Below are 26,945 nucleotides of genomic sequence, written 5' to 3'. Positions count from 1 at the left end.
GGAAATAATTCCGTTAAGGAACGTCTGTTAACCTAACTTCATAGTCTTTGCTCACACAAAGGCATTAAGAACCACCCTCTCTTTAAAAGCACGTTTTTATATACGGTTATTAGGTTTAGATTTCTATGGCACTTACAACGGCCCCAGAGCAAATTGACCGGATTGTTGGCAATTATCACCATAATCCTTTTGACGTTCTCGGTCCCCATCGCATTCAGATAGATGGCAAAGATGTATGGACGGTTCGTGCCTATTTACCCAAAGCTGAGTCTGCCTGGGTCATCATGCCTGATAGCCGTCAGGCAGTGTCGATGACTAACGAGCATCACGGTGATTTCTTTGAATGCATCCTGGACGTTGATGATTTAGCGAGCTATCAGCTTCGCTATGAAGCGGACGGCCACGAGCATGTGATTTACGATCCCTATGCCTTCCGGTCTCCCTTAGTTACTGAATACGATGCTCATCTATTTGGTGAAGGTAATCACCACCGGATTTACGAGAAACTAGGGGCACACCCCACCACCATTGATGATGTTACAGGCATTTATTTTGCCGTGTGGGCACCCAACGCTCGTAATGTATCGATTTTAGGAGACTTTAACGACTGGGACGGTCGCCAACACCAGATGAATATTGGCCATGGCGGCATTTGGGGCTTATTTATTCCAGAACTGACCGTCGGTGCCCACTATAAGTACGAAATTAAAAACCACGAGGGACACATTTACGAAAAGTCCGACCCCTATGGGTTTCAGCAGGAAGTTCGTCCCAAAACAGCGTCCATTGTAGCTGATCTCAACAGTTATGGATGGCAGGATGACGCCTGGATGGAACAACGCCGTCATCAGGAACCCTTATCTCAACCCATTTCGGTGTATGAATTGCATCTGGGTTCTTGGATGCATGAATCTTCTAACAATCCTGCTCTACAGCCAGACGGGACTGAATCACCGGTTGTAACCGTTGCAGACCTTAAACCCGGAGCCCGTTTTCTCACCTATCGAGAACTCGCCGATCGCTTAATTCCCTACATCAAAGAATTGGGATTCACCCACATTGAGCTATTACCCATAGCTGAGCATCCATTTGATGGATCCTGGGGCTATCAGGTCACAGGTTATTATGCCGCCACCTCTCGCTATGGCTCTCCCGAAGATTTGATGTACTTCATCGACCAGTGTCACCAAAACGGTATTGGGGTGCTGGTGGATTGGGTGCCAGGTCACTTCCCCAAGGATGGCCACGGTTTGGCATTCTTTGATGGCACTCATCTTTATGAGCATGCTGACCCCCGTAAAGGCGAACACAAGGAATGGGGCACTCTGGTCTTCAACTATGGCCGCAATGAGGTGCGCAATTTCTTGGTGGCCAATGCCCTATTTTGGTTTGACAAATACCACATTGATGGCATTCGCGTAGACGCCGTAGCGTCCATGCTCTATTTGGACTACAACCGTAAATCAGGTGAGTGGGTTGCCAATGAATACGGCGGTCGTGAAAACATTGAAGCTGCCGATTGTTTACGCCAGACAAACCATCTACTGTTTAGCTATTATCCCGGTATTCTCTCCATTGCAGAAGAGTCTACCTCCTGGCCGATGGTGTCTTGGCCCACTTATGTAGGCGGTCTTGGCTTTAACCTCAAATGGAATATGGGCTGGATGCATGACATGCTGGACTACTTCAGCATGGACCCCTGGTTCCGTCAGTTCCACCAAAACAACGTCACCTTCAGTATCTGGTACGCCTTTAGTGAGAACTTTATGCTAGCCCTGTCCCACGACGAAGTGGTGCATGGCAAGAGCAACATGATTGGCAAAATGCCCGGTGATGAGTGGCAAAAGCACGCTAACATGCGCTGTCTCTACACCTATATGTTTATGCATCCAGGTAAGAAGACCTTGTTCATGGGCATGGAGTTTGGCCAATGGAGCGAATGGAATGTCTGGGGTGATCTGGAATGGCACCTGCTACAGTATCAACCTCACAAAGAACTAAAGGCATTTTTTGAGCAGCTCAACACCACCTATCGGAGTGAGCCCGCCCTCTACACTCAAGACTTTGACCAACAAGGGTTTGAATGGATTGACTGTAGTGATAACAGACACAGTGTTGTGGCCTTTATCCGTCGGGCTAAGGATAGCGATGAATTTATCGTTGTTGTCTGTAACTTTACGCCTCAGCCCCATAGCCACTACCGAGTTGGTGTACCTGCCAAAGGTTACTATCGCGAAGTGTTTAATAGCGATGCCCGCGAATTTGGTGGTAGCAACATGGGCAATCTAGGCGGCAAGTGGTCCGAAGATTGGGCTTATCACAATCGGGCCTATTCGTTAGATTTGACCTTGCCTCCGTTGGCAACGGTTGTGTTTAAGCTGGATCCCGCAAGAACGTCTTCCGCAGCCTTGTCTGGATTTGTATAAAAAATAAGTCGGGTCCTTCTATAGAAGGACCCGACTTATTTGCGCCAGATCATTTTCTATGGCAGCCCCATGGTTTCCCAATCTTTGGCTCTTGACCCAAACATCTCCGCAGCCTTTTGCTCAGCGGTCTTGAGGGACGGGTGCCACTCTTTCAGGGTGTAATCACCGTCTAATTCTGTCGCCATCAGACAATAGCCATGGCCATCGAATTCGATGGTTAATCGAACAGTTGAACCAGGTGGCAACTCGGCTGGTCGGTTCGGCACATTTTGAGGAATTTGCCACGAACGAATTTGCTTAACCACCATAGAAGGCATGAATGATGAATAATTCGCCTTTAGAGACAAATTATTGCCACAACTTTTCCTTATACGTGATTTAGCGATGGATTCCGTATCGACTTAGTGGGCACTCCATGACAAGAAAGAGATAGGGAAAATCCGAGAAAGTACTTAGTTGTCGCTTCGAATGTAGTCCTGGCCCTGCTCTTCGGCTGTCAAGTCAGATAAAGTAATGTCGTTTCTTAGTACACGTCCGGTGGGGCCAACGATCTGTCGCGGTAGGGTTTGGGTGTCCACCAGTTCCATACGATTCATGTTGTAGGTGGTATAAACGGTTTCGCCAGTCTCAAAGAAAAAGTCTAATACCGTCATTGTTTGCATGGCGGCATCGGTGCGATAGAGCCAGGTGCGAGGACCGCTGCCGAGGGCACCGCAGTGGAGCAGGTTTAGATTACCAACGTGGCCGGGATAGTAAGCGTGGTGGTGACCACTCATGTAGGTGTGGACGTTGTGACGTTCTAATATGGCCTGAAGTTGGTCGGCGTTATTGAGAAACTCACCGTAGCGATCGCGACCTTGAGAAATGGCATACAGCGGCAGATGCCCTAGAGCAATGCGAAACTTGGCAGACTGGGCCGCTTCGCTACTTAGCTGTTGGTCAGCCCAGGCAACTTGATCAGTAGGCACATTCGCCGATGATGCATCCCAGACAATATAAAAAATATCGTTCTGCTTAAAGCTGTAATAGTAAGGGAAATCACCCATATCCACATACTGTAGGTCCAAATCATTTTGGTGGGCCTGCCAGTAGCGGGTAGTTACTTCGCGATCAATGGCATAAATATAGCCGCCCCCCTCGTAGGTCTGGCTAGACCCATCGTGATTGCCAATGGTCAGCGCATAGGGAATATCAGCCTCGCGAATAGGCTTAAGAATGAGGTTATCAAACCCTTCCCACATGGCCTCCACTTCGGAGGTACTTAAGAAAGTGGCTTGACCTGCCACCATATCGCCCATGCACAGCACAATATCCGGTTCCCATTGGGGTAGGATGGAAACGCCTTTTATCACTTCACGGCGATAGTCTACAGACCCATAGCGGGAATTCAGATCACTGATCACCACTGCTCGCACATCACCGCGTTTAGGCGCAAAGAGTTCTTCAGGGCCAATGGGTTGACCAAAGTTGGGATGGCGTTTGGGGACCGCAGGGGCAGCGGGGGAGGAACTGGTGGACACCTCTGGGGTGCTGCTAGTCGTAACCGATTGAGCAATGGGGCGACTGGAGCAGGCTCCAATGGCTAGGCTACTGAGCACGAGAAAGCGACGCCGGTTGAACATGGGGAAAGCGGAGGATACGTGTCTGGTTAGGATCAACCACATCCAAGTTGAAGCCTGTAGGTTCTTCTACTGAAAAACTCTAGTTCTGGACGTGGACAAGGTTTATCTATGGGAAAGGTAGCGCAGGGGATGAAAGACGTAAAGTATTTTGGATGCTGGGGCATTAGAATCCTTTCTCCCCAAAGGGTACTACCCTAGTAGGGTGTCAACATGTTGGCCCCCTACTGTGAACCCACAAATTTCACCAGGAAGTAAAGCCATGACATCGATCAAAATTCAACCCATGCGTTGGACGGTTGACGATTTAGAGGGTCTTCCTGAAAATGGCAATCACTACGAAATCATTGATGGAGCCTTACATATGCCCCGTGCGCCCCATGTGGACCATCAGAATGTGGCTGGGGCCATCTATGCCGAACTGCGAAGCTGGTCTAAACAAAGTGGTCTGGGTCGAGCGGCCTTTGCACCAGGGGTAATTTTTTCACCGACGGATGCGGTGATTCCGGATGTGATTTGGGCCAACAACGAAAGATCCAATCAATTACTAGATGAGGCTGGACACTTTACGGGGGCACCTGAAATTGCTATTGAGGTGTTATCTCAGACTCAGAAAGATAAAGAGCGCGACCGGAAAACTAAGCTAAAGCTGTATTCCAATCAAGGAGTGCTGGAATATTGGATCTTTGAGCGAGAACTCAATGTGATTGAAATTTATCACCGTGAAGAGGGGCGACTAGTTAAGGCAATGACGCTCTATGATTCAGATACTTTAGAAAGCCCGATTGTGCTTGGTTTTAGCTGTAGTGTTGCCACCTTATTTGAGTAAAGTTCTCTTTGGACCAGACTACTGCCTTGCTTACGTTACGGACAAAAGCATTAATGGGAACCTGGATATTCTTCTTGCTCATGAGGACTCATCTCCTATAAAGTCCATAGACTTTATGTTTTCTGCACTAATACAAGTTTTACAAGGCTCGTGTTTTTGTCTAGCCTCTGCATGAGAGTTGTAGCAGCTAATTTTATTCATCTCATGAGGGCGAGCCCTCTCTGGATAAAACTTACACTTTCTACTGAAATGATATTTATTTTTAGTTTTACTCTTCCCCCAAGCTCTATAGGGTCCACCTACAACTGGTTTACCTGCGACACTTTCAAGGAGTACCTTTGTTTTACTAAGAACCTTCAAATGTGGATATTTTTTGATATCACCTTCAAGTTCTTCGAGAACAGACTTAACTAAAACAGCATAGTCATTCTCCTCACCTTCATCTTCTTCATTCAAACGATCTGTTTCTGATTGTGAAAACATTTTTTTCAGATAACCTAGCATTTCACTGAAAAGAAACATACCTAAGATAGGATTTTCTGAAAAAAAATCCAGTAAATCCCAAAGGATGACATGGAATTGATTAGTTAATCCAAGTTCGTTGTTAGGATACTTTAAAAGTAACTTATTGATAATCTTATCAACTTCTCTATAGCGTCTGTCTGAGGTTGTTCTTAAAAATCCAAATCTTTTTTTCCAATTTTCCAAGTTAGGATATGAATTACCTTTTAACTCTTTTAAGTCATTCAATAAGTCTTGCTGTTCATATATTAATTCCACTGCCCATAGCAATCTTGATGAACTTGCTAGATCCCGTGAATCTAGAACCAAAATCGTAATTACCTCAGAAAGGATAGACGCTTTAGATTCAAGCTGATTAATAATCCTGGCTTGCCCACCAGCCTCAAAATCCACCTTAGATAGATCTTTAACAAGTTCTTTTCTCTGTTTGTTAATTTCGTGACCTAAATCTCCAGTTAGAGTGTGTTTAATTAAAAGATTAATAGTTTCAACTGGAAACGCTCTCGGTGCTCTAAGTCCTAATATTATCCACTTAAACAGGACAGATAGCAAAAAACATAGGGCTTTTAGATATGAAGACCACTTTTTATCATTTCTATCTAATCGATTCCAATCTGAGGGAAAAGGCTCAACATTCTCTTGAAGATAATTGGTCCAATCATTATTTGTTCGATGGAAATAGTCATGCACTTCCTTTAGTGCAGGAAATTTTTCAAAAATAACTTTTGGTGATAATGCTTCACCGCCAAGGTCAATTTGTCGATTTCTGCTTTTGTTAATGACCCCACAAATTTTTCCTGTTCTTTGGTTCAACAAAGGCGCGCCACTCATACCAGGACGAACTTGCCCTCCTTTAACCTTAATGAGCTCACGTTGTCTTCCTGCAAAGCCCTCACATTCTAGGGTGACAGGGTCACCGTCGGGATTTCCTCCCTCAGAATCCGTATACCCGAACGCAAAGCAATCATCTCTAAAATTGATTTCGCATCCTATAAGAACGCAAGGATGCGTGAATGTAGGATTTGTTTCTAGGATAGCTAAATCTATTTCAGGCGAAAAAGAATGAACAAGTCTCGCAGGTAATTCCCTGTCGCTCCTTATGAGCGAACAAATTATTTTCTTGTCGAGGGATTGCTTTAACACATGAGCACATGTAACAATATATCCTGGAGCTATGAAAAACCCAGTGCCATAGGTATTTTGCCTTCCTAAGATTCTGATCTTAACAGTACAATTTTCAGTAAGTTCCTCAATAGTTGTATGATTCATTTCTAGAGGTGAATCTATTCTCCCCATTCCAAGTTAACTTCTATATTTGCTTTGCCAGCACCTTTAACGATGACAGCTGTTAGGTTGCCTGAATCAACACTTATTTCTATACCAAATTTGACCGATGCTTTTTGAGGCTTAGCTTTCTGAATAGTACTTTTAATAGCATCCGTTATTCCAAGCAAAGCGTTTTCAACTTCCTTGAATGAAAAATTATTAAAGGAAACTTCTTCTCTACCAAAGCTTGATGTCTCAAATTTAATCGTTGCACCATTTGGTAGATCTACAGCGACTCTTTCTGAGTTGAGTCCAAAATCTGACATATAACTATGAAGTAGAGTGGGTTAATTATCGATTACTACCTTTATTAGAAGAATAGTAACGTCATAATATGCTGATAGGGTATCTACGATATTAGATATGGTCAATAAATTAGTAACTACTAAGTGGTTACCAATTAAATTATTAGAATACGTTAAATATAGCTCGTACTACTTTCCATCATAAAAAAAGCAAGTCAACTGATAATGACTCTATAGGGGTTTGTTCAAAAGCTTTTGCTGCAATGTGCTAATAGTTTAATTAATTATTTTTAATTTTACTACTGAATGTAACATAACCTTTCCAATCGGTACAACATCCTTTACTACATTGCTTCTTGTACTGACAAATCCAATCTGTAGGTCTCCGGTGGTCACATAGCCAAAGATTGTTGCTAAGTTGTTTTCTTCTTGACGGTTAAACAGGTCAGCGGCCATTATTTCTGCCATACATTGGCCTACCCCAGCATTGATGCGGTCGTTTTTGGTCTCTACCAGGGCTAGGGCCGGGACTGAAAGGACTGTAATGTGATCGCGACCGACTAACAATATAATCACAGCGTCCCGTTAACCCCTGGGATTTCTCCACCGTAAACTCAATGAAAACAGACTGATCTGGCGGTTCAGCAGCTCACGCGCAGCGGACAAAATAGGAGCCACAATAAATTCTGACTTAGCTTTCTCAGTACCAATAGCATCGGCCAACGGTAGACGGATTTCCAAAAAGTCCGATAGCCATTGAGGTGGATTTTGGCCCTGAACATCGGTAAACAGTGCCTGATCTTCAATCAAGTTAACGGCAAACTGCTTTTTAACGTCACTGATTGTAAAGTCACCGTAATCCATTTTTGCGGGCATCCAGGACTCCTACACTAGGATAGTAGTTGAGTTTGCCGATCGTTCTCATCCAACCCCCTAAGGAGTAAGTCCAGTGCCTTCGCCATTTCCTGGAATGGATCCATACTTAGAGCATCCGGAAATTTGGCCAGGTGTTCACCTCCTTCTGATCGCAGCTTTAGCAGAGTCGTTGACTCCCCAGCTGCGGCCTAAATACTCGGTTGCAGTTGAAGTGCGAATGTACGAAACAACTGGAGACCAGTCATTATTGGTGGGCATTCCCGATGTCACCGTACAAAAAACACAGCAGCAGACCAATCAGTCTATAAATGTTGCGGTGGCGTCTCCTCCATCGCAACCGATGCTGGTTGAAGTGCCAATGCCAATGACGGTTAAGCAAGGCTATTTAGAAGTACGCGAAGTGACCACTAAGGAAGTCGTTGCTGCCATTGAGGTGCTGTCCCCCATTAACAAGCGCCCAGGACAGGGACGACGGACTTACGAAACCAAACGGGAGCGGGTACTCACTAGCTCCACCCACCTGGTTGAAATTGATCTACTGCGAGCCCATGAGCCCATGCCGATTTTGGGTCAAGGTTGGCACAGTGACTATCGTATTCTGGTCAGTCGGAACGATCTAAGACCCCAGGCAGAGCTTTACAGATTTAATCTAAGGGATAAAATACCCACCTTCAGACTGCCGTTACGTTCGGGCGATCAGGCCCCCACTGTAGATTTGCAGTGCTTGTTAAACCAGATTTATGAGCGTTCTGGCTACGATTTGAAACTGGATTACCAGAAAGAGCCTGTCCCAGAATTCGATGAAGAAACTGATTGGATAAATGATCTTCTGACTGACAAGGGATTACGGGGCTCTTAAACGTGAGCACAACCGTGAATTTAATTTTTACAAGCCCTAAGTTCTATGGCTTGAGGGAATAGACACTGACCCGCTACTATACAGGCGCATATTTGCTGGCTGCCCTAATGATTGATTCAGTGTTGCGTACCCTTACCTTTGGTCAGCTTTCGCTACAGCAGTGGCGAGAGGTGAGCCTTATCCATTGGCTGCTAACGCCATTACGTAAATGGCGTCAGGGTAGCGGGCTACTGCCCCATGGCGACCTGATAGCAGCTGCTATCGTAGCGGTGCTGCTGGTACTGTCTCCCTATACCTCCACCACCCTCATTGGTATTTTGCTGGTGGCCTGTGCAGCGCTGTGGTTTCTCCTCACAGTCAGCGATGAGGCCAACGGTTGGCTCACGCCTATTCATTTGGGGGTCACCCTTTACTGGGCCACCATGGTATTAGCTACGGCCCTGTCGCCGGTCAAAGCTGCCGCCGTTTCTGGGTTGATTAAGCTCACCTTGAATCTGTTGCTGTTTATGCTGCTGGCACGGATACTGCGGCAGCCAAAGTTGCGTACGGGGGTGGTCTCTGTCTATGTGCTGGCGACTTTACCCGTAGCGGTCTATGGTATGCGCCAATATTTTTTTGGAGCTGAGGCCCTGGCCACCTGGGTGGATCCGACCACTAATTTATCTGGGGCAACTCGAGTTTATAGCTATCTAAAAAATCCTAATTTGTTGGCAGCCTATCTGATGCCTGCAGTTGCCATGAGCGTTAGTGCCTTTTTTGTATGGCCCCGCTGGCTACCTAAGGTGTTGGCAGCCATTGCTTTTTTTCTAAATCTTGCCTGTTTGGTGCTGAGCTACAGCCGTGGCGGTTGGATAGGGCTGTTGGGATTATTTTTTGTGCTGGCAGTGCTGCTGGTGTACTGGTGGAGTGAACTGTTTCCATCTTTTTGGAAGAAATGGGCACTACCGATGTTGTTGGGGTTAATGGCCGGTTTGGTTGTATTTGCCGTGCTGTTTGTTGGCCCGGTGCGTGAACGGGCTATGACCATGTTTGCCGGTCGGGGAGACAGCAGCAACAACTTCCGCATTAATGTGTGGGAAGGGGTGATGGATATGATCCGGGCGCGGCCTGTCATTGGCATTGGCCCTGGTAATGAAGCTTTTAACAGAGTTTATCCGTTCTACCAGCGTCCTAACTACACTGCTTTGAGTGCCTATTCAATTTTTCTAGAAACCCTGGTTGAGGCCGGCATTATTGGCTTTACGGCTCTGTTGTGGATGTTAGGAACAACCTTATATCAAGGGTTACACCAGCTACGGCGTCTGCGGATGGATATGAATGGGCAGGGCTATTGGCTGATTGGCGCGATCGCAACCTGTTCTGGTATGTTGGTCCACGGTTTAGTCGATACCGTCTGGTATCGTCCCCAGGTCAGCACCCTCTGGTGGCTGTGCATGGCCATTATTGCCAGTTTCTATGTGCCTCGCCAGCAACGCTACGAAGAATAGGGCTACGTTATGACATCCCCAGAGCCCATGGGCCTGAGGACGATGAAACATCCTGGATAGGATTACCGGAGGAGACTAGTTCTGTTCGTCAGATCTGTTCTCACAGTGTCTTCTTTGTGATGGGGGTGATTATTAACAATGGCAACAGAATCCCTGGTCTATGGGGAGTTCCCCTAGGAATATTGGCAGGCACCCTGCGGGGCAGTGCCCCATTATTATAGTTGGTGCGATCGCACTACTCTGGAGAATCTATCAGCCCCGGGTGATCGTCTGGACGAGGACCGGGCGCAGGCCAGAAAAAGCGACGTTCTTCTTCAGTAATGGGCTTATCGTTAATGCTCGCCTCTCGGCGACGCATTAACCCATCCTCGTCAAATTCCCAATTCTCATTACCATAGGCGCGATACCACTGACCGGCATCATCGTGCCATTCATACTGAAAGCGCACCGCAATCCGATTCTCACCAAAGGCCCACATCTCCTTAGTCAAACGATAATCCAGTTCCTTATCCCATTTTCGGGTCAAAAACTCTCGAATCGCATCTCGTCCCTGAAAAACCTCAGCCCGATTGCGCCAGTGGCTATTTTCTGAGTAAGCCATGGAAACCCGTTGTGGATCTCTACTGTTCCAGGCATCTTCTGCCATACGAACTTTTTTAACAGCAATCTCATAGGTAAATGGGGGGACCAGTTTCGCAGCTGACATGGGCAAGAATCCTGAGTAATCAGTCAAAGAGTGAATTCGGAGTTCATTCTCCCTATATATACCCCTCAGCGTGCCAGGTAGATGGGACGAACTTTTGGAAAACTAGGATTTTCTTGGGGCTCTCAGTGCTCTCTATTTTTATCAATCAATAACATTGACCTTTCACCTCCCAGGAGTTTCTTGTATCTTAAGTAGAGTGATCATTCTACTTGGATAAAATCATGGCCGAAGCAACTACCGTAACCGCTGAGGTAAAGGCACCGCTTACCCCCATTCCTCAAGACGGTCTAACAGATTTAGCCGCTAAGAATAAGGCCAACCCTGCCGATAAAACCCTAAAAGTTAAAACTGTCTGCACAGGCAAGTTTCGCAGCCTTAACTACGCCCGTGATCTGGACGCATTTGCCATTGATGAACCTCCTGTTCTTTTGGGAGATAATACCGCACCCAACCCATCTGAGATTGTGTTGGGAGCCCTGGGTTCCTGCTTGGTGGTGGGCATTCAGGCCAATGCCGCTGCAAAAGGCGTTACCTTAACTAAGCTAGAAGTTGCCCTAGAAGGCGATATCAACATTGTTAGCACCTGGGGGACTGGAGAATTGGCCAAGCCTCAGGCTGGGTTTACTGACGTGCGCGTTAAGGTAGACATCGACGGTGACGCGGACCGGGCAGTGCTAGAGGAAATGGTGACCCATGCGAATACATGGTCACCGGTGTCTGCGACATTAAGCAACCCTATGCCGGTATCGGTTTCAACGGTTTAATTGGAACGGTTGGATTAAATTTATCTAAAGTCGGAGTTTCTACCGTGAGAAACTCCGGAAACTTCTCTTTAACCTTTTCGTCTCTGGCTTAGGGCATTTCTTGCGTATATTCGTTTGGGTAATGTCGATTCTGGCAACCAATACAATATTTTGGCATCGTTAGGTCTCCATTAGGTTTTCAAGCTTCAAAAATCTAACCCAGCGATCATCACATACCGCTTTATCAGCCCAACTCAATACATCGGCCTTTTATAGAGCATCGCCATGCAAACCATTTCAAAATCATCGAATCATAAGGCATCTTCGGCAACCTTAGATTCAGATCCGGCCATTGCTAACCTACGCACTATAATTAATCAAGTGCTGACACCTAAGGTGCAAGACATTGATCTCAAAGGAGAGTATCCGGATCAGATTATGCACCAGCTAGGGACTACCCATGCCTTTGCCCATGCAGTGTCCACCGACTACCAGGGGTCGGGTAAAGGATTGAGAACAGCGATTCAAAGCATTGAAGAAATTTCTAAAGACTGTCTTTCGACCGGATTTATTACCTGGTGTCAGGTGGCCTGCACCTGGTACTTAGAAAACACTCAGAACACGACGCTGAAAGCAGAGATGCTGCCTAAAGTCGCGACTGGTCAGGTGCTAGCCGGTACTGGGTTATCAAACCCCATGAAGCATTTTGCCGATATTGAGAAAATTGCCCTGACGGCAACGCGTGTGGACGGTGGCTACATCGTCAACGGCCTGCTGCCCTGGGTGTCTAATTTGGGGCCTGGCCACTATTTTGGGATTGCCGCCAAACTGGCTGATTCGGAAGACTACATGATGGCGCTTGTTTCCGATGCGCTAGAGGGGATGTCGCTGCGGCTTAATGCTCACTTTATTGCCCTGGAAGGGACAGGCACCTATAGCTGTGTATTCCGTGATGCCTTTGTTCCAGATGAGTGGGTTTTGGCATCTCCCTGTGAGGAGTATGTCGCCTGCATTCGCCCTGGATTTATTTTGACCCAGATGGGTATGGGGTTAGGATTAGCCGATAGCTGTATTGAGCTGATGCGGCGGTCTAATAAGCGTCTGGGTCATGTAAATTGCTATTTGGATGATCAAGTTGAAGACCTGGCTGATGCTTTGCACATGGCTCGGTTGCATACCTATAGCCTGGCTGACCAGCTGAATGAATGTACAGGGTTGGCTGATCCACAACTGGATCGCGAGATTATTCAAGCCCGGGTAACCGGTGCAGAACTCTCGTTACGGTCTGCTCAAGCGGCCATGCTGCATGCGGGAGCCAGGGCCTATGTGCATGGTAGCCCAGCAGAGCGTAAGTTGCGGGAAGCTTATTTTGTGGCGATTGTGACTCCCGCTCTCAAGCATCTGAAGAAGATGTTGGCTGATATGAAGCAGCAACCCGCTTTATCGGTTGCCTAATAGTCTCAAATTGGGAGGGTGGGAATTGCTTACCCTCCTGCAGGCTGCTTGACCGGAGGGGACATTCAAGTTTAGGCAATATAGCCTTTGAATGCATCACTTAGCCGACCTTGCAGGCAGTGGACACTGAGGGTTGTAACGAAAGTCAAAGTCTGTAAAACGGTATCCGTTGATACGAAAATAAGATAGATTAACCGTTCTAATAGATATAATCAGGCTTTAGTTCTACCCAAAAATTAATATGAAATCGGTCACGGATCAGTTCCGCCAGTGGAATAGTCTTTCTTGCCAATATGGTGGGACTAGTACCATGCCGACCCGCTGCGTTGTTTGTGGAAGTTATCATTCTACTCAGGACCACTGGCGTTTGATGGCTGAGTCGGAGATGCCCCAAAATCCGGCTGATCTGATCGATGATCTGGCTAAAATGCGGTTTTATAAGCCGGAGGCCATTGAGACTGCTGATGCTATTAGTCAGGCGGAGCTACGAACGGCTCTGTTTGTGAGTAAGGTGGGCAAGGGTAGCCCTAAGCGAGAGCGGCTGGTTCGAGATTTAATTGACCTGGCAGGCGGTCTGGATCAGGCGTTTGGTGCAGCCTTTGGGCCTAAGGCTGGAGAGTTTTTTAGTGATGCTCAGCGCATCAGTCAGGTAACTCGGCGTAAGTTTTTACAGAACATTGCCGTAGGGGCAGCTTTGGTCACGTTAGCCAACTGTGCCGATTCAGCGGAGGTTACTGATGATCCTCAAGGGTCTGTTGCTGGTGCCCCTGCTGGCTCGTTGGAGAAAACGAGTCTGAAGCTAGCGTTTTTGCCGATTACCTGTGCGACTCCGATTATTATGTCGCAGCCGCTGGGCTTCTATGAGAAGCATGGTCTCGATGTGGAGCTGATGAAGTATGCTAGCTGGTCGGTGGTCAGGGATGCTGCGATCGCAGGTGAACTCGACGCTTACCACATGCTTGCACCCATGCCCATTGCCATGTCCCTTGGCTTGGGGTCCACTCCTTTCTCAATTAAGCTAGCCAGCATTGAGAACAACAACGGCCAGGGTATTGCCGTTGCCAACAAACACCTGGGCAATGTCAACGGTCCCGCCGACTTTAAGGGCATGACCATCGGCATTCCCTATGATTATTCCAACCATAACCTGCTGTTACGTTACTACCTGGCCACTGGCGGGTTGGATCCAGACAACGATGTGAAGCTGTTGATTTTGCCCCCACCGGATGCGATCGCAAAAATGTCCACCGGTCAAATCGATGCCTTTATCCTGCCCGACAACTTTACCCAGCGGGTCGTGCAGGATGACATTGGTTTCATTCATCTCTTAACCAAAGACCTGTGGGAAGGGCATCCCTGCTGCGCCTTTGTTGCTGCTCAGAATTGGATTGATGAACACCCCAACACATTCCGCGCCCTTAACAAGGCCATTATTGACGGGGCTACCTACGCCAACAATCCAGCCAACCGTAAGGAAATTGCAGCGGCTATTGCCCCTCGTGAATATCTGAATCAGCCCTTGCCAGTGCTGGAAGCTGTCATGACCGGTCAGTTTGAAGATGGTCAGGGCAACACCTTTGACATTCCCGATCGGATTTACTTTGACCCCTACCCTTGGAAGAGTTTTGCCAGCTGGATTACTACACAGCTCGTACGCTGGGATTACACGGCGGCGGATAAGATTGCCGATGGTGGTCAAGAGTTCTTCTTGACGGATCTAGCACGGGAACTCGCCCTAGAACTGGGTGTGGATTCACCCGAGGAAATCTCCCGGATCGAAAAGATGAAGTTTGGCGATTTTGACCCAGACAAAGCCGATGAGTACTTGAAAGAGCAGGTTGATAAGTTTGGCGTTTAACTAACCCGGATGACCGATCTCGGAGTCTCGTCTAGGATAGACTCCGAGATCGGAGTGGGTCTCAACAACTGGCAACGACAATGGCAAAATCACCTTAAACGTTGTCCCTGTGCCCAGCTGGCTTTTGACCTGAATATCTCCCTGTTGGAAATCAACAAACTGTTTGACAATACTTAGGCCTAATCCAGTACCTGGAATGTTACTGACATTCTTGCCTCGGTGAAACGGTTCAAATAGATGGGGATAATCTTCCGGCGGAATTCCTAGACCGTTGTCTTTGACTACAAAAACTGCCTGTTCCTTATGGCGGAATAGAGACAAATAAACAGATCTGCCATCCAGGGTGTAGCGAACAGCATTAGACAGAATATTGGTCAAAATTGAACGCAAAAGCGTTTGATCTAGTTTCGCGATCAAAGGTTTGTGTCTGCCAGTGAATTCCAGCTGCCCCGTTTGTGAGGGCAGTTCTGTCAGCAGATTGCGACAAAAGTCGACGAGATTTAGGGGCTCAGGGTTGAGGCATAAGCGCTTGGCTTCCAATTTACCAAGCACTAAAATATCGTCGATCATCTGAGTCATGCGCTCAATATTCTCTTTAATAGTCACAAGATATTGATTTTTCTGCGACTGCGATAATTGTTCGTCATACCGATTTAAAGAGGAGACTGACAGCGCAATATTATTCATTGGATTGCGAAATTCATGGCACACCATGGAGACAAATCTGGACTTGAGGTCACTCAACTCCCGCAATCGCTCATTGGCCGCATAGAGCTCGGCTGTCCGCTTTTTTACTTTGAGTTCTAAATCTTCGTTGGTCTGTTGCAAGACCGTCTCAGCCCACTTGCGTTGGCTGATATCGCGAAAGGTCACCACCGCCCCAATCAGTTCGCCATGATCGTCGCGCATGGGCGTACTAATGTATTCCACCGGGAAACAGGTGCCATCCTTGCGCCAAAAGACTTCATCGGTAACCCTTTGCACATGCCCTTGTTGGAAAACTTCATAGATCGGACAACATTCCCTGGGATAGGGACTGCCATCAGCATGGGAATGATGGAGAACTCGATGCATCGACTGACCGATCAAATCCTCCATCTCCCAATCGATCATGGCAGCGGCAGCTGGATTCACAAAGGTAACATTGCCCTGCAGGTCTAACCCATAGACCCCCTCGCCCACGGCGTTGAGAATTAGCTGATGTTGACGACGTAGAGCTTCAAGTTCGTCATGTTCTGAAAGGCTAGCGGCATCACGTGGTTCCATAAAGCTGTTCAAGACTGTAGTGCACTACACCACGACTGGTTCCTAAAACCCTTAAACCTGTTAGTTAAGCATACAAAATACCCTCAGCAGAGGGTAGGCCCTTGCTGATTTATTGGAGCCATCGGTCTAAAATGATTGGTTAGAACGGGTTAGATTTGTTTTTCCTGGAGGTCAGCAACGGCAAGAGTATTATCTTAATTTCCATCTAAGATGGTAGGGGCCATGGTGAAAACGATTCTGGTCATTGAAGATGAGGCCCAAACAAGAGAAATTTTTCTCCGCTGTTTGAAATTTGAAAAGTTCAAAGGCATTGGCGCAGAAAATGGGTCTACTGGCGTTAGACTAGCGACAAAACATCGTCCTGATCTGGTGGTTTGCGACATTATGATGCCAGACATGAATGGCTATGAGGTATTGACCTCCCTTAGAGGGAACGCGGTGACAGCTGCAATTCCATTGATCTTTTTAACGGCCAAGGTAACAATGGCAGACCTCCGACAGGGTATGACCTTGGGGGCAGATGACTATTTGACAAAACCCTGTACGGTAGAGACTTTTTTGGATGCGATCGCATCCCGCCTAAAGCGTCAAGATGAACTTAAACGCGGGTTACAAGCAACATCTTTTATGGATGCCCAGGGTCAGGATCAGGCTACTGCTGAAACAATCTTTCCTGAATGTCCGCGACTGAACGCTGTTTTCGAATTTATCGAAGCTCATTATCAAAAACCCATTAACTTAACCGATGTAGCTCAGGCTGTGGGCTACTCTCCTGCTTATTTAACGAATCTATCCCAAAGCCATACAGGTCGAACAGTAAAAGCTTGGATTATTGCCCGGCGCATGGCTCAAGCTCGACAATTATTGTCCAATACGGCTGAGTCCATTAAACAAATAGCCAGCTCTATCGGCTACACCGATGCTGGCTATTTCACTCGACAATTTCGCAAGCTCCATGGCATGACGCCACAGGTTTGGCGGAGTGGTCCCAATTCGTAACAATCGCAACAAAACAACGCTATAAACAGCCAACAGACTTAAAAAGTCCTAGTTTTGCAAAAAATAATCCAATGTAATCTCTAGAAGTGATTGGTATAAATTTTACTATCAAATCCCGCATATAAACTTAGTTCGTGTCCAAGTGTGGAGTTCTATGGCAAAGGACATTATCCATTTTCCCTTGGACGCCGTTTAACTTACGTGGATAACCAATAGTCTCAGTCAACGCTAGTTAAGGTGAGTAATCCTATGGTTTTAACCTCCGCACAAACTGATCAAGGGTGGAACAATCTAAATTGCGATCGCGGCAATCTCACCGATTTTCAGACGGCCTGCGTCATCTGTGGTGGAGCTCATCTGACCCATTCCCATTGGGAATTCTTACAAACCATGCCCCAGGACCCAGTGGAGATGGTAGATGACCTGATGAAGATGGGGCTGTATAAGGATCAGCAGCTGCGAGCTGCCGATAATGTCAACGCCTACGAGCTCCGCAAGACTCTGTTGCTCAAAGCAGCGGGCAAAGGTGATCCAAAGCGTGAAAAATTGGTGCTGGCCCTGGCAAGACAAGCGGGCGGGATTGAAAATGCGTTTGCAGCGGCCTTTGGCCCCCAAGCCGGACTGTTCTTTACCGATGCCATTCGCAACAGCCGATTTACCCGTCGAGAGTTTCTTAAGAACTTAGCCATTGGTGCGGCACTAGTGACCCTCAGCAACTGTGGCCCTAATTCCCAGCAAGCGGCAGAAGAAGAAGATGCCGCCGCTCCGGTGGATGTCTCCAACCTGGAGAAAACGGATCTCAAGATTGGTTTTATTCCCATTACCTGTGCTACACCCATTATTATGTCCGAGCCTTTGGGCTTCTACGCCAAGTATGGGTTTAATGCCGAGGTTGTCAAGATGCCCAGTTGGGGGGCCGTACGAGACTCTGCCATTGCTGGAGAATTGGACGCTTATCATATGCTTGCACCGATGCCAATTGCCATGACCCTGGGCCTAGGGTCTGCATCCTTTGGTGTCAAACTCGCTAGCATTGAAAATATCAATGGACAGGCCATTACAGTTGCCGAACGCTATAAGGGACAGATCAACGGTCCAGCGGACTTTAAGGGCTTTACCATCGGCGTCCCGTTCCCCTATTCCATGCATAATCTGTTGCTGCGCTACTATCTAGCAACTGGGGGTATCGACCCCGATGTGGATGTTAAGATTCGCCCCGTGCCGCCACCGGATAGCATTGCCCAGTTGATTGCTGGAGATATTGACGCTTACTTAATGCCCGATCCCTTTAATCAGCGTGCCGTCTTTGAAGGGGCTGGGTTTATCTTTAAGCTGACTAAAGACCTATGGCCAGGTCATCCCTGCTGTGCGTTTGCCGCTAGCGATCAGTGGATTGATGCCAATCCCAATACCTTTAGAGCGCTGAATAAGTCCATCATTGAAGCGGCTGGCTATGCTCGTGATCCGGCGAATCGTCCTGAAATTGCTAAGGCAATCTCCGAGAGAGCATTTCTTAATCAGCCAGTTGAGGTGGTTGAGGCTGTGCTGACCGGTAACTTTGAGGATGGTCAAGGTAACACCCTGAGTGTGCCGGATCGAATTGACTTTGATCCATATCCCTGGCAGAGTTTTGCCAACTGGATTTCTTCGCAACTGGTGCGTTGGGATTTACAAGGGGATGGTAAAGCTAATCAGGTTATTACCAGCGAAACCTATAATCAGATCGGGAAAGATATTTTCTTAACTGACTTAGCTAGAGAGTTAGCTCAGGAGGTGGGGCTTAACCCACCGGAAGATATTTACCGCACTGAGACCCTTGAATTCGATACCTTTGACCCTGCTGATCCAGCAGCTTATGTCAAAGAGCAAATTGATAAAAATGGTGTTTAAGTTCAGCGGTCAGATCTTGAAGGAGGTGCAGATTACATGGCCTTAAGTAAGCCAGCTTTAAATAAAGTTAATGGCGTTGACAGTAGGTCCCCATGGCTTAATGAGAATGTCAAGGCGTTGGGACTATTTGTTATTTCGCTCATTCTTTTCTTAGTGTTTTGGGAAGTTGGTGCCAACCTGAAGTTGTTTGCTAAAGGGATGCCCACTGCTTCTAAAACGTTGCAAGAACTATGGTGGTGGACTACTCATCCCTTTTTTGATAATGGCCCCAACGATTTAGGCATTGGGTGGAATTTATTAATTAGTTTGCGACGTGTGGCAATTGGTTACATTTTAGCCTCTGCGATCGCAGTTCCCCTGGGCATTCTCATTGGCATTTCACCCATTGCCTACAAAGCCTTTAACCCTTATGTACAGCTCCTAAAACCAGTCTCGCCGCTAGCCTGGTTACCTTTAGGGCTCTACATATTTCGAGATTCCGAAAAAACGGGCGTCTTTATCATTTTGATCTCCAGTATCTGGCCAACGCTGATTAATACAGCCTTTGGTGTCGCCAATGTAAGTCCAGAGTATCTAGATGTCTCCAAAACATTGGGAGCATCAAGGTTGCGGACCATCTTTAAGGTGATTATTCCAGCTGCTCTACCCAATATTGTCTCCGGTTTACGGATCAGCATGGGCATCGCCTGGTTGGTGATTGTGGCGGCTGAAATGCTTTTAGGGACCGGGTTAGGCTACTTTATATGGAATGAATGGAATAATCTCTATATTCCGAATATTCTAGTTGCGATTTTCATCATCGGTCTGGTTGGGCTCATCTTAGACAGTATGTTTGGTGCCCTAGAAAAATTTGTTGCGTTTGGGCGTAAAGCATGAGCATTGCTTCCGTCAATTATTCCAATAATGGTGCCGTATCTCCTGAACCTGAATTTCCTTCGGCCCAGCTTTCCATTCGGAATGTTACCAAGGTGTTTGCAGGCAAACGGGATATCTTCAGTAGGTTGTCAGGTAAGACAACCCGAGATTTTGTCGCCATTGAAGACATCAGTTTAGACATAGAACCTAATACATTTGTCTCTATCATTGGTCCTTCGGGCTGTGGTAAGTCGACATTGCTCAATATGGTGGCCGGGCTATCCCCCGTTACTGGGGGTGAAATATTGCTGAATGGTCACCCCATTCAAGGGCCTGGTCCTGATCGAGGCATGGTTTTTCAGAACTATGCCCTGATGCCCTGGATGACCGTTGAAGAGAATATTCGGTTTGCGGTTGAAACCGTTTTTCCCAAGCTGTCACCCAAGCAAAGGACTCGCACCATTAAAGAGCAGATCCAGTTAGTGGGGCTGGAAGGGGCGGAGAAAAAGCATCCCCATGAACTTTCAGGAGGGATGCGGCAAAGGGTCGGCATTGCTCGTGCTTTGGCTATTAATCCTCAGATTTTACTGATGGATGAGCCCTTTGGAGCCTTGGATGCCTTAACTCGTGGCTTCCTACAGAGTGAAGTTGAGCGCATTTGGGAACAACACCGGAAGACAGTCATCATGATCACCCACAGTATTGAGGAAGCCTTACTGCTGTCGGATCGCATTGTGATGATGACTCGGGGGCCAGCTGCTCGCATTGACGAGATCCTCGAAGTCCCATTCCCCCGACCTCGCGATCGAGAAACCATCGATCAGCATCCGGCCTACCACGATCTTAAGGCCGAAATGGAACACCATCTGTTCCGTGAAACCCGTGCTGTTGAAGAGTCTCGTATCCGGGTTAAATAATTAGAGCTGCGTTAAGCGTTATTCCTGTTTAAGTTTTGCAATCAAGAGGTGATTTTTGCGATGGCTATTTCTGAAATCTCTGCCAAGTTTCTCGCAGCAAAGAAAGCCAAAGGGGTATCATTTGCTGATTTAGAAGCCAAGCTAGGCTATGACGAAGTCTGGATTGCATCAGTACTTTATCGTCAGGCTAGTGCTTCAGAAGAAGAAGCCACCAAAATTGTTGAGGCTTTGGGCATGGGAGCAGAATATGTTGAGTATCTCACTGAGTGTCCTGTAAAAGGTGGGTTAGATCCTCTGGTACCCACTGATCCGCTGATTTATCGCTTCTATGAAATTATGCAGGTTTATGGCATGCCGGTTAAGGCAGTGGTCCATGAGAAGTTTGGTGATGGCATCATGAGTGCGATTGATTTCTCCATTGATGTGGAGAAGGAAGAAGATCCCAAGGGCGATCGGGTGAAGGTGATCATGTGTGGCAAATTCTTGCCCTACAAGAAGTGGTAAGACAAACATAAATGGTAGGGGTATACAGCTAGCTGTGCGCCCCTAACGCATGCATATTCACAAGAGTTGTTGTGTTAGCAGCCTTAGCTGGAGTCTTTCATGGCTTTGCCTACGGGGAAGGGATCTGATTATCATTTTGATCATCTGTTGTGATGGGCTAGTGTTGTTACCAGAGTAAATATTTCTATCCCCTCTACTCTCATTTTGCTTTCTTTCTGGGGCTGACTCTTACCCAATCATAGTGGCGCTTCTACCTGGACCAGAAGCGCCACTTTTTTAGTAGTACTAATTTAGTACTACTAACAGCAAATCTGCATTCAGTGTGTTGTTAAGCTTTCTCTAAATTCAGCAGTAACGTGTTCCTAAACTAAACTATCAGAGGTTTTACGAAAACTATCGAGGCTATTAAGCAGCAACTCTAGACCAAACTCAAAGTCATGAATGCCGTTATACCGACCATCCATGACATAATGCGTGAGCTTGTTCAAGTAAGGATAGGTGTCCACTGGGAGCATGGCAACATGCTGCTGCGCTGCCTCTACATACTCTGCTTCTTCAAAGGGAAAATTCAACTTCTGTAGGGTAAAACCATAAATATGGCTATCGATGGCATTCCACACATGATCCGCCATTTCAAATGAAAAGCCCGCTTCCACCAGGCAGCCCAGGGTAGCATCCACATAGCGCAACATTGCTGGCCCCACATTGGCCCGTGACACTATAGCCATGGTTGCCCAAGGGTGACGTAACAAGACCCTATGGGCTGATATCGCCCGACTGCGCATCGCTGTTTTCCAGTCCACTGCCACATCAGGCACCTCTATCTCACTGGCAACAATATCCACCATGCCGTCTATCAAGTCATCCTTATTGGCCACATGGTTATAGAGCGACATAGCCTTCACCCCCAGCTGCTGGGCAAGCTTTCGCATCGAAAGCGCATCGATGCCATGGTCATCGGCCAATTGCATGGCCGCTGCTAATATCCGTTCGCGGTTTAACGGAAACGATGGGGATGTATCTGTGGCATTCGTCTTTTTGCCCATTTAGCTTTTCTTTAGATCAGCCCTAACCCTTCACCATTCAGCTGTTTTTAAACATTTGGCTCGATGCACATCTTGACATACTTACAGCGTAAGTTAAACTTACAGTGTAAGTTTAGGATTTGAGACACTCAGCGCTGATATTGGCTATGGAGCCTGCGCTGCGCTCATCTGCAAAACGACTCTTCGCATGGGAGAGACCCATTATGCAAACGCTAAAGACCTCTGCCTCCGTTCAAGGAAACACGTTGGAAAGTGACAAAATGAAGGCCATTCTCCAAGACGAATATGGTTCGACCGATGTCCTGCGACTAGAGAATGTGGACAAGCCAGTTCCACAGGATAATCAGGTGTTGGTCCGTGTTTATGCATCATCTGTCAATGCAGGGGACTGGCATTTGATGCGTGGCACGCCATTTTTAATCCGGTTAATGTTTGGCGGAATTTTGAAGCCCAACATTAAAACCCTTGGGGCAGATGTGGCAGGATCTGTAGAAGCCGTTGGTAACGAAGTGACGCAGTTTAAACCAGGGGATCAGGTGTTTGGAGATGTGTCCGAATATGGGTTTGGTGCGTTTGCTGAGTATGTCTGTGTGCCACAGGATGCCTTGGTGCTAAAACCCTCCACCGTACCTTTTGCCGTCGCTGCCGCCATGCCAGCTGCAGCCATGGCTGCGCTTCAAGCCCTGCGCGATTGTGGGCAGATTCAACCAGGGCAGAAGGTTTTAATCAATGGTGCATCTGGGGGGGTGGGGTCGTTTGCGGTGCAGATTGCTAAGGCATTTGGCACTGAAGTAACGGGAGTGTGTAGTACAAGCAAGGTGGAGATGGTGCGATCGCAAGGTGCAGATCACGTCATCGACTATACCAAAACCGACTGCACCCAAGCAGAGTCTCAGTACGATCTCATTCTTGATGCTGCCGCCTACCGCTCGGTATCTGACTTTTTACCTGCCTTAAAACCGGGCGGAACCTATGTCATGATCGGGGGTGCCACCGGATCATTCTTTCAGGCAATGCTGCTGGGGCCTTGGTTAGCAAAGCGCAGGGGGTGCAATGTGAAATGTCTGGAGATGAAACCCAATCATGATGATCTGGTCACTGTGGGAGAGCTGATGGTTGCTGGCAAGATTACTCCTTTTATTGATCGTACCTTTGGCCTGGATGAGGTACCTGCCGCCATGCGTCACGTTGAACAGCGTCAGGTGCAAGGAAAAGTTGTCATTAACATCGGGGAAGAGAGCCCATGCGCGACTGCCCGCTAGTCTGGATAATTATGGGTGTTGCTGGTTCGGGTAAAACGCTAGTGGGGCGGATGCTGGCTGAGCGTCTAGAGAGCGACTTTTTAGAAGGGGATCGGCGGCACCCGTTATCCAATATTCATAAAATGTCTTCGCAGCAGCCTCTCGACGATGGAGATCGTCAGCAGTGGCTGTTAGAAATTCAAGGGGATATGCACCGGGCAATTGCCAAAAACCGCGAGACCGTTATCACCTGTTCTGCGTTAAAGGTCGCCTACAGAGAACAACTTTCCGCTTTAGATCGCGTTCAGCTAGTGTGGCTTGATGTGCCCAAGGCAGAGCTAGAGCGGCGACTGCTCAGGCGGTCAAATCACTATATGAAGCCTGAAATGTTAGCGAGTCAGTTCGCGACCTTGGAACCCATTGCTCCAGACGAGACTGTAATTACGGTCGATGGCCGTTTGTTGCCCGCCAGGATTGTTGACGAGTTGTTGAACCAGGCCACTTGGTTGTTTCCAGATTTAGAAAAGCCTTGGTGGAAGAGAGCTGGGGGAGACGACTCAACTAATTCTGATGTGGGTGACGCTGTCATGTATTCAGACATTTATGGCGATGATTTCTAACATCTCAAAGGCGATCGCAACGGTGAGTTTTAACCTGATCGCATACGGTGCCATGTGCTCGCCCTAGGATACCCTACGCTATCCAACAACAGAATATTTCATACAGAACAGGGGGCAGGTACAAGACCGTGCCCCTACCGTGGCCCGTAATAGTTGGGTACCCATGACCCATGCAGACCTGGCACCAGTCGATGATTTAACCACAACCGACATACTGGACCGGCGGCTAAATCTTTTGCATTGAGGATCACCAACGATGAACGCTCCTTGGCATGGTCGTAAACCATGCCAACCAACCAGCCCTCATCCTCGTCCCCACCGGCAGGGACAAACACCGGTTCATCGGTAAAACTGAGACCATCTTCCATCCAGATTTGAGACTTTTGGGTATGCAGATCCACCTTGAGATAACCGATGGGGGGAGACGACTCCCCCACACGGTTGCTATAGGTCATGTAAAGATAGCGCACAGCCTGGGTTTCATACTGAGGGTGGCAACAGGGGTACTCAATGCAATAGTTCTCAAGAACAACCTGGTGATTGACGGTGCCTTGCTGGGGCTGAATGGTTGTTTGCCAAAGATAGGTGGGAGCAATGACATCAAAGTCCGGCGCATACCCCTGCCAGCTACTCAAAAATCCCTGTTCCAGCCCGGCCTCTGGCCAACCGGCACTATAAACCACCACAGACCCATCTGGCTGATCATAGGCACAGGCCTGGTGAATTGAAAACCAGGGGCTGGTCTCAACAATTTGTACTGGCTGCCCTGCCATCGGACCATCGGGACGGGGCACTAAATGTATCCGCGTTGGCTGCTCGGTTTGTAGTTGCAAACAATCCGCCGGGGACTGACGACCCAGGATAAAGGGTAACGGGTTAAAGGTAAGGCGGTTTTCAACAAAGACATAGTATGTGGGTGTGAGGGCAAAATCATGGGGATTCACCATGGCCCCAGGTATCTGAAACTGGGAGCGGGTGCATTCTTGCCATTGTCGGTCATATTCCACAATGTCAATGGTGAGGCCCTTGAGCTGGGCGGCCCAGTGCCATAGGATAATGCGATCGCGCACCGGATCACCATGGGGATGGGCCGTCGTTGCCCACTGTCCCTGAGCAAAGCGTTGTAAAGTTTGCCAACGGGATTTTGGTAATGACTGAGAAACCAACTGCCCCTGGGCATTTTGGGAGCCGATGGTGTCCAGCGTATGGGGATTCACCTGATACGGTAGTCCAGCCTCGTACATCGCTAGCAGTCTGTCGCCCCAAGCCACTGCGTTTACATTGGCCGGTTTTTTCAGATAAAGCTCCAACAGATTGTCTTGAGGTTTGCGAGTCCCAAAGGTGGAGCGAAACAAAAATCGATCAGCCTGTTCTTCCTGTACAAACTCCGCCGTTTGCACAAACCTGGAATCAAAAAACACCCGCCCATCATCACGAAAGGCGATCCGACAGAGATAACCATCGCCATCTAAAAAATGATTGACTCGTTGGTTACCCCGCTCAAACCCACTGGGACCATTGTGAAACCAGGTGGAGTTTAACAATGCCTCCGGTAACAAACCTTCAATTTCGGTGATTTCGTAGGAAAATTCTGCTCGCTGGGACCGAAATGCACCAAACCATGCCGCCTTTTGCGCCTGCCTTAGACGATCATCACGTTTACCCCAAACAATCTGGTCAGCATTAACAGGTCCCTGGTCTGTAATCATATTTGAAAGTGTGCATCCACCGATTGCTTATGTACCAGAATAAAATATAGCGCTACCGTAGAGGTGTAGATACCATGACCGCTAAGGAAATATCTCTATGCTACCGTTACTGCCCACCCATCCTCTGGTGCTCAAGGTGATCAAAGGGGTCTCCTGCACATTAATCGCTGGAGCATTGGGACTCGTGGCAACCAAGCTGAGCGGCATGATTGCAGAACATACATTATTAGAGAGAGTTTTTTGGATTGGTGCAGCCGCATTGTTGTTTCATATTTTAGAAGGTATAGCTGCGGGTATTTTGGCCCATCGCTTAAAGGAAAACCCAGTTAAAGCGGGCATGTATACCTTTTGGACTGGGATTGCAGGCATTACAGAAATCTTGCAAAGACTGGAAGATAGCCGCCAGGTAACAACAATTGAGTCAGGAATTAGGATCAAATAATTTATCAAAAAACACCGTTAATGTAGGCTTTCTTAGGTTCAGGAATCGATTGAATTTGCTTAGGAATCACCACTAGCGTGGGGCGATTACGCACATCCACTGTGCCAAAGACTCCCTGTACCTGTAGCCAGGTATCATTTTCAAAGTCATCAGCGGTATCGATGTGGATCGCTAACCCCAGGGGCACCGTATCCGCCAGGCAACAGCGAATGATACGGCGAGCCAGGACAAATTGGTTAGGAGCCCCTGGAAACTGACGATGAACAAAGCCAACGATGTCAACGGGCTGTCCTGGAAAAATATCTAACGGTTCTCTCACGGACGTAATCAAGCGTCGCCATTGCAAGACATTACGTTTGAGGGGATCGGGTTCTTCCCCAGCAGGCTCGGCATAGGACCAGATGTCGATGGCGGCTTTATTTTCGTCTGCTTCGGCGGTCTTCGCCTGGGTTCCAGTGACCCACTGGGCCAGGTTTTTCAATAGGGGAAATCGAGTAACCATAGC

Annotated in this window: 26 protein-coding genes; 15 read left to right on the top strand and 11 right to left on the bottom strand. The window is 47.7% G+C overall.

What is annotated here, in order from left to right:
- Positions 1 to 125: 125 nt before the first annotated feature.
- Positions 126 to 2,426, top strand: coding sequence for a 1,4-alpha-glucan branching enzyme (gene glgB / locus SPB21_RS05705; protein ID WP_163664406.1), 2,301 nt, complete (start codon positions 126 to 128; stop codon positions 2,424 to 2,426).
- 56 nt (positions 2,427 to 2,482) lie between these two features.
- On the opposite strand, the gene SPB21_RS05700 is transcribed toward glgB, so the two are convergent.
- Together SPB21_RS05700 and SPB21_RS05695 are read right to left on the bottom strand one after the other, a co-directional pair.
- Positions 2,483 to 2,734, bottom strand: a complete 252-nt coding sequence (locus SPB21_RS05700; protein WP_163664408.1) for a hypothetical protein — start codon at positions 2,732 to 2,734, stop codon at positions 2,483 to 2,485.
- Positions 2,735 to 2,878: 144 nt separating this feature from the next.
- Positions 2,879 to 4,048: a metallophosphoesterase family protein gene (locus tag SPB21_RS05695; RefSeq protein ID WP_499865903.1), complete on the bottom strand. Its 1,170-nt coding sequence runs from the start codon at positions 4,046 to 4,048 to the stop codon at positions 2,879 to 2,881.
- 259 nt (positions 4,049 to 4,307) lie between these two features.
- Between SPB21_RS05695 and SPB21_RS05690 the strand changes: the two genes are divergently transcribed.
- On the top strand, positions 4,308 to 4,874 hold the full coding sequence (locus tag SPB21_RS05690) for a Uma2 family endonuclease (protein ID WP_499865902.1): 567 nt from the start codon (positions 4,308 to 4,310) through the stop codon (positions 4,872 to 4,874).
- 78 nt (positions 4,875 to 4,952) lie between these two features.
- Here SPB21_RS05690 and SPB21_RS05685 read toward each other — a convergent pair whose 3' ends face one another.
- From SPB21_RS05685 to SPB21_RS05670, 4 genes are all read right to left on the bottom strand, one after another.
- Positions 4,953 to 6,665 (bottom strand): S1 family peptidase, encoded by a 1,713-nt coding sequence (locus SPB21_RS05685; RefSeq protein ID WP_499865900.1) that lies wholly within the window; start codon positions 6,663 to 6,665, stop codon positions 4,953 to 4,955.
- A gap of 14 nt (positions 6,666 to 6,679) precedes the next feature.
- On the bottom strand, positions 6,680 to 6,988 hold the full coding sequence (locus SPB21_RS05680) for a CU044_2847 family protein (RefSeq protein WP_499865898.1): 309 nt from the start codon (positions 6,986 to 6,988) through the stop codon (positions 6,680 to 6,682).
- Positions 6,989 to 7,243: 255 nt separating this feature from the next.
- Positions 7,244 to 7,543: a hypothetical protein gene (locus SPB21_RS05675; RefSeq protein ID WP_499865897.1), complete on the bottom strand. Its 300-nt coding sequence runs from the start codon at positions 7,541 to 7,543 to the stop codon at positions 7,244 to 7,246.
- A gap of 9 nt (positions 7,544 to 7,552) precedes the next feature.
- A complete protein-coding gene (locus SPB21_RS05670; RefSeq protein ID WP_499865895.1) occupies positions 7,553 to 7,843 on the bottom strand; it encodes a hypothetical protein in 291 nt (96 codons plus the stop codon).
- A 73-nt stretch (positions 7,844 to 7,916) separates the two neighbouring features.
- On the opposite strand from SPB21_RS05670, the gene SPB21_RS05665 reads away from it, so the two are divergent.
- Positions 7,917 to 8,702 carry a DUF4058 family protein gene (locus SPB21_RS05665; RefSeq protein ID WP_499865893.1) on the top strand — a complete coding sequence of 262 codons (786 nt, stop codon included), beginning with the start codon at positions 7,917 to 7,919 and terminating at the stop codon, positions 8,700 to 8,702.
- 107 nt (positions 8,703 to 8,809) lie between these two features.
- Positions 8,810 to 10,189, top strand: a complete 1,380-nt coding sequence (locus tag SPB21_RS05660) for an IctB family putative bicarbonate transporter (RefSeq protein ID WP_163699768.1) — start codon at positions 8,810 to 8,812, stop codon at positions 10,187 to 10,189.
- Positions 10,190 to 10,424: 235 nt separating this feature from the next.
- Here the strand turns inward: SPB21_RS05660 and SPB21_RS05655 are convergent, their stop codons facing one another.
- Positions 10,425 to 10,895, bottom strand: coding sequence for a nuclear transport factor 2 family protein (locus tag SPB21_RS05655; protein WP_499865892.1), 471 nt, complete (start codon positions 10,893 to 10,895; stop codon positions 10,425 to 10,427).
- Between the two features lie 221 nt (positions 10,896 to 11,116).
- Here SPB21_RS05655 and SPB21_RS05650 point away from each other — a divergent pair, with 221 nt between their 5' ends.
- The 3 genes from SPB21_RS05650 to SPB21_RS05640 all read left to right on the top strand — a co-directional run bounded on the left by SPB21_RS05650 (position 11,117) and on the right by SPB21_RS05640 (position 14,951).
- On the top strand, positions 11,117 to 11,659 hold the full coding sequence (locus SPB21_RS05650; protein ID WP_163664422.1) for an OsmC family protein: 543 nt from the start codon (positions 11,117 to 11,119) through the stop codon (positions 11,657 to 11,659).
- 264 nt (positions 11,660 to 11,923) lie between these two features.
- A complete protein-coding gene (locus SPB21_RS05645) occupies positions 11,924 to 13,093 on the top strand; it encodes an acyl-CoA dehydrogenase family protein (protein WP_499865890.1) in 1,170 nt (389 codons plus the stop codon).
- Positions 13,094 to 13,334: 241 nt separating this feature from the next.
- Positions 13,335 to 14,951: a CmpA/NrtA family ABC transporter substrate-binding protein gene (locus SPB21_RS05640; protein ID WP_499865888.1), complete on the top strand. Its 1,617-nt coding sequence runs from the start codon at positions 13,335 to 13,337 to the stop codon at positions 14,949 to 14,951.
- Here the strand turns inward: SPB21_RS05640 and SPB21_RS05635 are convergent, their stop codons facing one another.
- Positions 14,952 to 16,217 (bottom strand): PAS domain-containing sensor histidine kinase, encoded by a 1,266-nt coding sequence (locus SPB21_RS05635; RefSeq protein ID WP_499865886.1) that lies wholly within the window; start codon positions 16,215 to 16,217, stop codon positions 14,952 to 14,954. It abuts the gene before it with no gap.
- A gap of 222 nt (positions 16,218 to 16,439) precedes the next feature.
- Here SPB21_RS05635 and SPB21_RS05630 point away from each other — a divergent pair, with 222 nt between their 5' ends.
- The 5 genes from SPB21_RS05630 (at position 16,440) to cynS (ending at position 21,382) form a co-directional block, all read left to right on the top strand.
- On the top strand, positions 16,440 to 17,216 hold the full coding sequence (locus SPB21_RS05630; protein ID WP_499865884.1) for a response regulator transcription factor: 777 nt from the start codon (positions 16,440 to 16,442) through the stop codon (positions 17,214 to 17,216).
- Between the two features lie 249 nt (positions 17,217 to 17,465).
- Positions 17,466 to 19,106 (top strand): CmpA/NrtA family ABC transporter substrate-binding protein, encoded by a 1,641-nt coding sequence (locus SPB21_RS05625; RefSeq protein WP_163664432.1) that lies wholly within the window; start codon positions 17,466 to 17,468, stop codon positions 19,104 to 19,106.
- Positions 19,107 to 19,142: 36 nt separating this feature from the next.
- Positions 19,143 to 19,982 carry a nitrate ABC transporter permease gene (gene ntrB / locus SPB21_RS05620; RefSeq protein WP_250564935.1) on the top strand — a complete coding sequence of 280 codons (840 nt, stop codon included), beginning with the start codon at positions 19,143 to 19,145 and terminating at the stop codon, positions 19,980 to 19,982.
- Entirely contained in the window at positions 19,979 to 20,878 is a 900-nt protein-coding gene (locus tag SPB21_RS05615) for an ABC transporter ATP-binding protein (protein ID WP_499059419.1), read from the top strand. The genes ntrB and SPB21_RS05615 overlap by 4 nt, the downstream gene beginning before the upstream one ends.
- Before the next feature lie 60 nt (positions 20,879 to 20,938).
- Positions 20,939 to 21,382 (top strand): cyanase, encoded by a 444-nt coding sequence (gene cynS, locus SPB21_RS05610; protein WP_006519990.1) that lies wholly within the window; start codon positions 20,939 to 20,941, stop codon positions 21,380 to 21,382.
- Positions 21,383 to 21,744: 362 nt separating this feature from the next.
- Here cynS and SPB21_RS05605 read toward each other — a convergent pair whose 3' ends face one another.
- Positions 21,745 to 22,428: a TetR/AcrR family transcriptional regulator C-terminal domain-containing protein gene (locus SPB21_RS05605; protein ID WP_250565824.1), complete on the bottom strand. Its 684-nt coding sequence runs from the start codon at positions 22,426 to 22,428 to the stop codon at positions 21,745 to 21,747.
- 203 nt (positions 22,429 to 22,631) lie between these two features.
- Between SPB21_RS05605 and SPB21_RS05600 the strand changes: the two genes are divergently transcribed.
- Complete coding sequence (locus SPB21_RS05600) at positions 22,632 to 23,690, top strand: NAD(P)-dependent alcohol dehydrogenase (protein WP_499865881.1); 1,059 nt, start codon at positions 22,632 to 22,634, stop codon at positions 23,688 to 23,690.
- Entirely contained in the window at positions 23,672 to 24,289 is a 618-nt protein-coding gene (locus SPB21_RS05595; RefSeq protein WP_499865879.1) for a gluconokinase, read from the top strand. The genes SPB21_RS05600 and SPB21_RS05595 overlap by 19 nt, the downstream gene beginning before the upstream one ends.
- Before the next feature lie 134 nt (positions 24,290 to 24,423).
- Here SPB21_RS05595 and SPB21_RS05590 read toward each other — a convergent pair whose 3' ends face one another.
- Positions 24,424 to 25,998: a carotenoid oxygenase family protein gene (locus tag SPB21_RS05590; protein WP_499865878.1), complete on the bottom strand. Its 1,575-nt coding sequence runs from the start codon at positions 25,996 to 25,998 to the stop codon at positions 24,424 to 24,426.
- 97 nt (positions 25,999 to 26,095) lie between these two features.
- Between SPB21_RS05590 and SPB21_RS05585 the strand changes: the two genes are divergently transcribed.
- A complete protein-coding gene (locus SPB21_RS05585) occupies positions 26,096 to 26,440 on the top strand; it encodes a hypothetical protein (RefSeq protein ID WP_163699790.1) in 345 nt (114 codons plus the stop codon).
- A gap of 4 nt (positions 26,441 to 26,444) precedes the next feature.
- Here the strand turns inward: SPB21_RS05585 and SPB21_RS05580 are convergent, their stop codons facing one another.
- Positions 26,445 to 26,942 carry a TIGR03943 family putative permease subunit gene (locus tag SPB21_RS05580; protein WP_163699792.1) on the bottom strand — a complete coding sequence of 166 codons (498 nt, stop codon included), beginning with the start codon at positions 26,940 to 26,942 and terminating at the stop codon, positions 26,445 to 26,447.
- Positions 26,943 to 26,945: the final 3 nt, after the last annotated feature.

This window comes from Leptothoe sp. ISB3NOV94-8A (assembly GCF_043421595.1).
In the GTDB taxonomy this organism is placed as follows: Bacteria; Cyanobacteriota; Cyanobacteriia; order Phormidesmidales; family Phormidesmidaceae; genus Leptothoe; species Leptothoe turfae.
This window is presented reverse-complemented; position numbering and strand designations above follow the sequence as displayed.

What these genes read in the sequence shown, in the direction of transcription:
- glgB (WP_163664406.1), top strand. Translation starts at nt 126, where the DNA reads ATGGCACTTACAACGGCCCCAGAGCAAATTGACCGGATTGTTGGCAAT.
- SPB21_RS05700 (WP_163664408.1), bottom strand. Translation starts at nt 2,734, where the DNA reads ATGGTGGTTAAGCAAATTCGTTCGTGGCAAATTCCTCAAAATGTGCCG.
- SPB21_RS05695 (WP_499865903.1), bottom strand. Translation starts at nt 4,048, where the DNA reads ATGTTCAACCGGCGTCGCTTTCTCGTGCTCAGTAGCCTAGCCATTGGA.
- SPB21_RS05690 (WP_499865902.1), top strand. Translation starts at nt 4,308, where the DNA reads ATGACATCGATCAAAATTCAACCCATGCGTTGGACGGTTGACGATTTA.
- SPB21_RS05685 (WP_499865900.1), bottom strand. Translation starts at nt 6,665, where the DNA reads ATGAATCATACAACTATTGAGGAACTTACTGAAAATTGTACTGTTAAG.
- SPB21_RS05680 (WP_499865898.1), bottom strand. Translation starts at nt 6,988, where the DNA reads ATGTCAGATTTTGGACTCAACTCAGAAAGAGTCGCTGTAGATCTACCA.
- SPB21_RS05670 (WP_499865895.1), bottom strand. Translation starts at nt 7,843, where the DNA reads ATGCCCGCAAAAATGGATTACGGTGACTTTACAATCAGTGACGTTAAA.
- SPB21_RS05660 (WP_163699768.1), top strand. Translation starts at nt 8,810, where the DNA reads ATGATTGATTCAGTGTTGCGTACCCTTACCTTTGGTCAGCTTTCGCTA.
- SPB21_RS05655 (WP_499865892.1), bottom strand. Translation starts at nt 10,895, where the DNA reads ATGTCAGCTGCGAAACTGGTCCCCCCATTTACCTATGAGATTGCTGTT.
- SPB21_RS05650 (WP_163664422.1), top strand. Translation starts at nt 11,117, where the DNA reads ATGGCCGAAGCAACTACCGTAACCGCTGAGGTAAAGGCACCGCTTACC.
- SPB21_RS05645 (WP_499865890.1), top strand. Translation starts at nt 11,924, where the DNA reads ATGCAAACCATTTCAAAATCATCGAATCATAAGGCATCTTCGGCAACC.
- SPB21_RS05640 (WP_499865888.1), top strand. Translation starts at nt 13,335, where the DNA reads ATGAAATCGGTCACGGATCAGTTCCGCCAGTGGAATAGTCTTTCTTGC.
- SPB21_RS05635 (WP_499865886.1), bottom strand. Translation starts at nt 16,217, where the DNA reads ATGGAACCACGTGATGCCGCTAGCCTTTCAGAACATGACGAACTTGAA.
- SPB21_RS05630 (WP_499865884.1), top strand. Translation starts at nt 16,440, where the DNA reads ATGGTGAAAACGATTCTGGTCATTGAAGATGAGGCCCAAACAAGAGAA.
- SPB21_RS05625 (WP_163664432.1), top strand. Translation starts at nt 17,466, where the DNA reads ATGGTTTTAACCTCCGCACAAACTGATCAAGGGTGGAACAATCTAAAT.
- ntrB (WP_250564935.1), top strand. Translation starts at nt 19,143, where the DNA reads ATGGCCTTAAGTAAGCCAGCTTTAAATAAAGTTAATGGCGTTGACAGT.
- SPB21_RS05615 (WP_499059419.1), top strand. Translation starts at nt 19,979, where the DNA reads ATGAGCATTGCTTCCGTCAATTATTCCAATAATGGTGCCGTATCTCCT.
- cynS (WP_006519990.1), top strand. Translation starts at nt 20,939, where the DNA reads ATGGCTATTTCTGAAATCTCTGCCAAGTTTCTCGCAGCAAAGAAAGCC.
- SPB21_RS05605 (WP_250565824.1), bottom strand. Translation starts at nt 22,428, where the DNA reads ATGGGCAAAAAGACGAATGCCACAGATACATCCCCATCGTTTCCGTTA.
- SPB21_RS05600 (WP_499865881.1), top strand. Translation starts at nt 22,632, where the DNA reads ATGCAAACGCTAAAGACCTCTGCCTCCGTTCAAGGAAACACGTTGGAA.
- SPB21_RS05595 (WP_499865879.1), top strand. Translation starts at nt 23,672, where the DNA reads ATGCGCGACTGCCCGCTAGTCTGGATAATTATGGGTGTTGCTGGTTCG.
- SPB21_RS05590 (WP_499865878.1), bottom strand. Translation starts at nt 25,998, where the DNA reads ATGATTACAGACCAGGGACCTGTTAATGCTGACCAGATTGTTTGGGGT.
- SPB21_RS05585 (WP_163699790.1), top strand. Translation starts at nt 26,096, where the DNA reads ATGCTACCGTTACTGCCCACCCATCCTCTGGTGCTCAAGGTGATCAAA.
- SPB21_RS05580 (WP_163699792.1), bottom strand. Translation starts at nt 26,942, where the DNA reads ATGGTTACTCGATTTCCCCTATTGAAAAACCTGGCCCAGTGGGTCACT.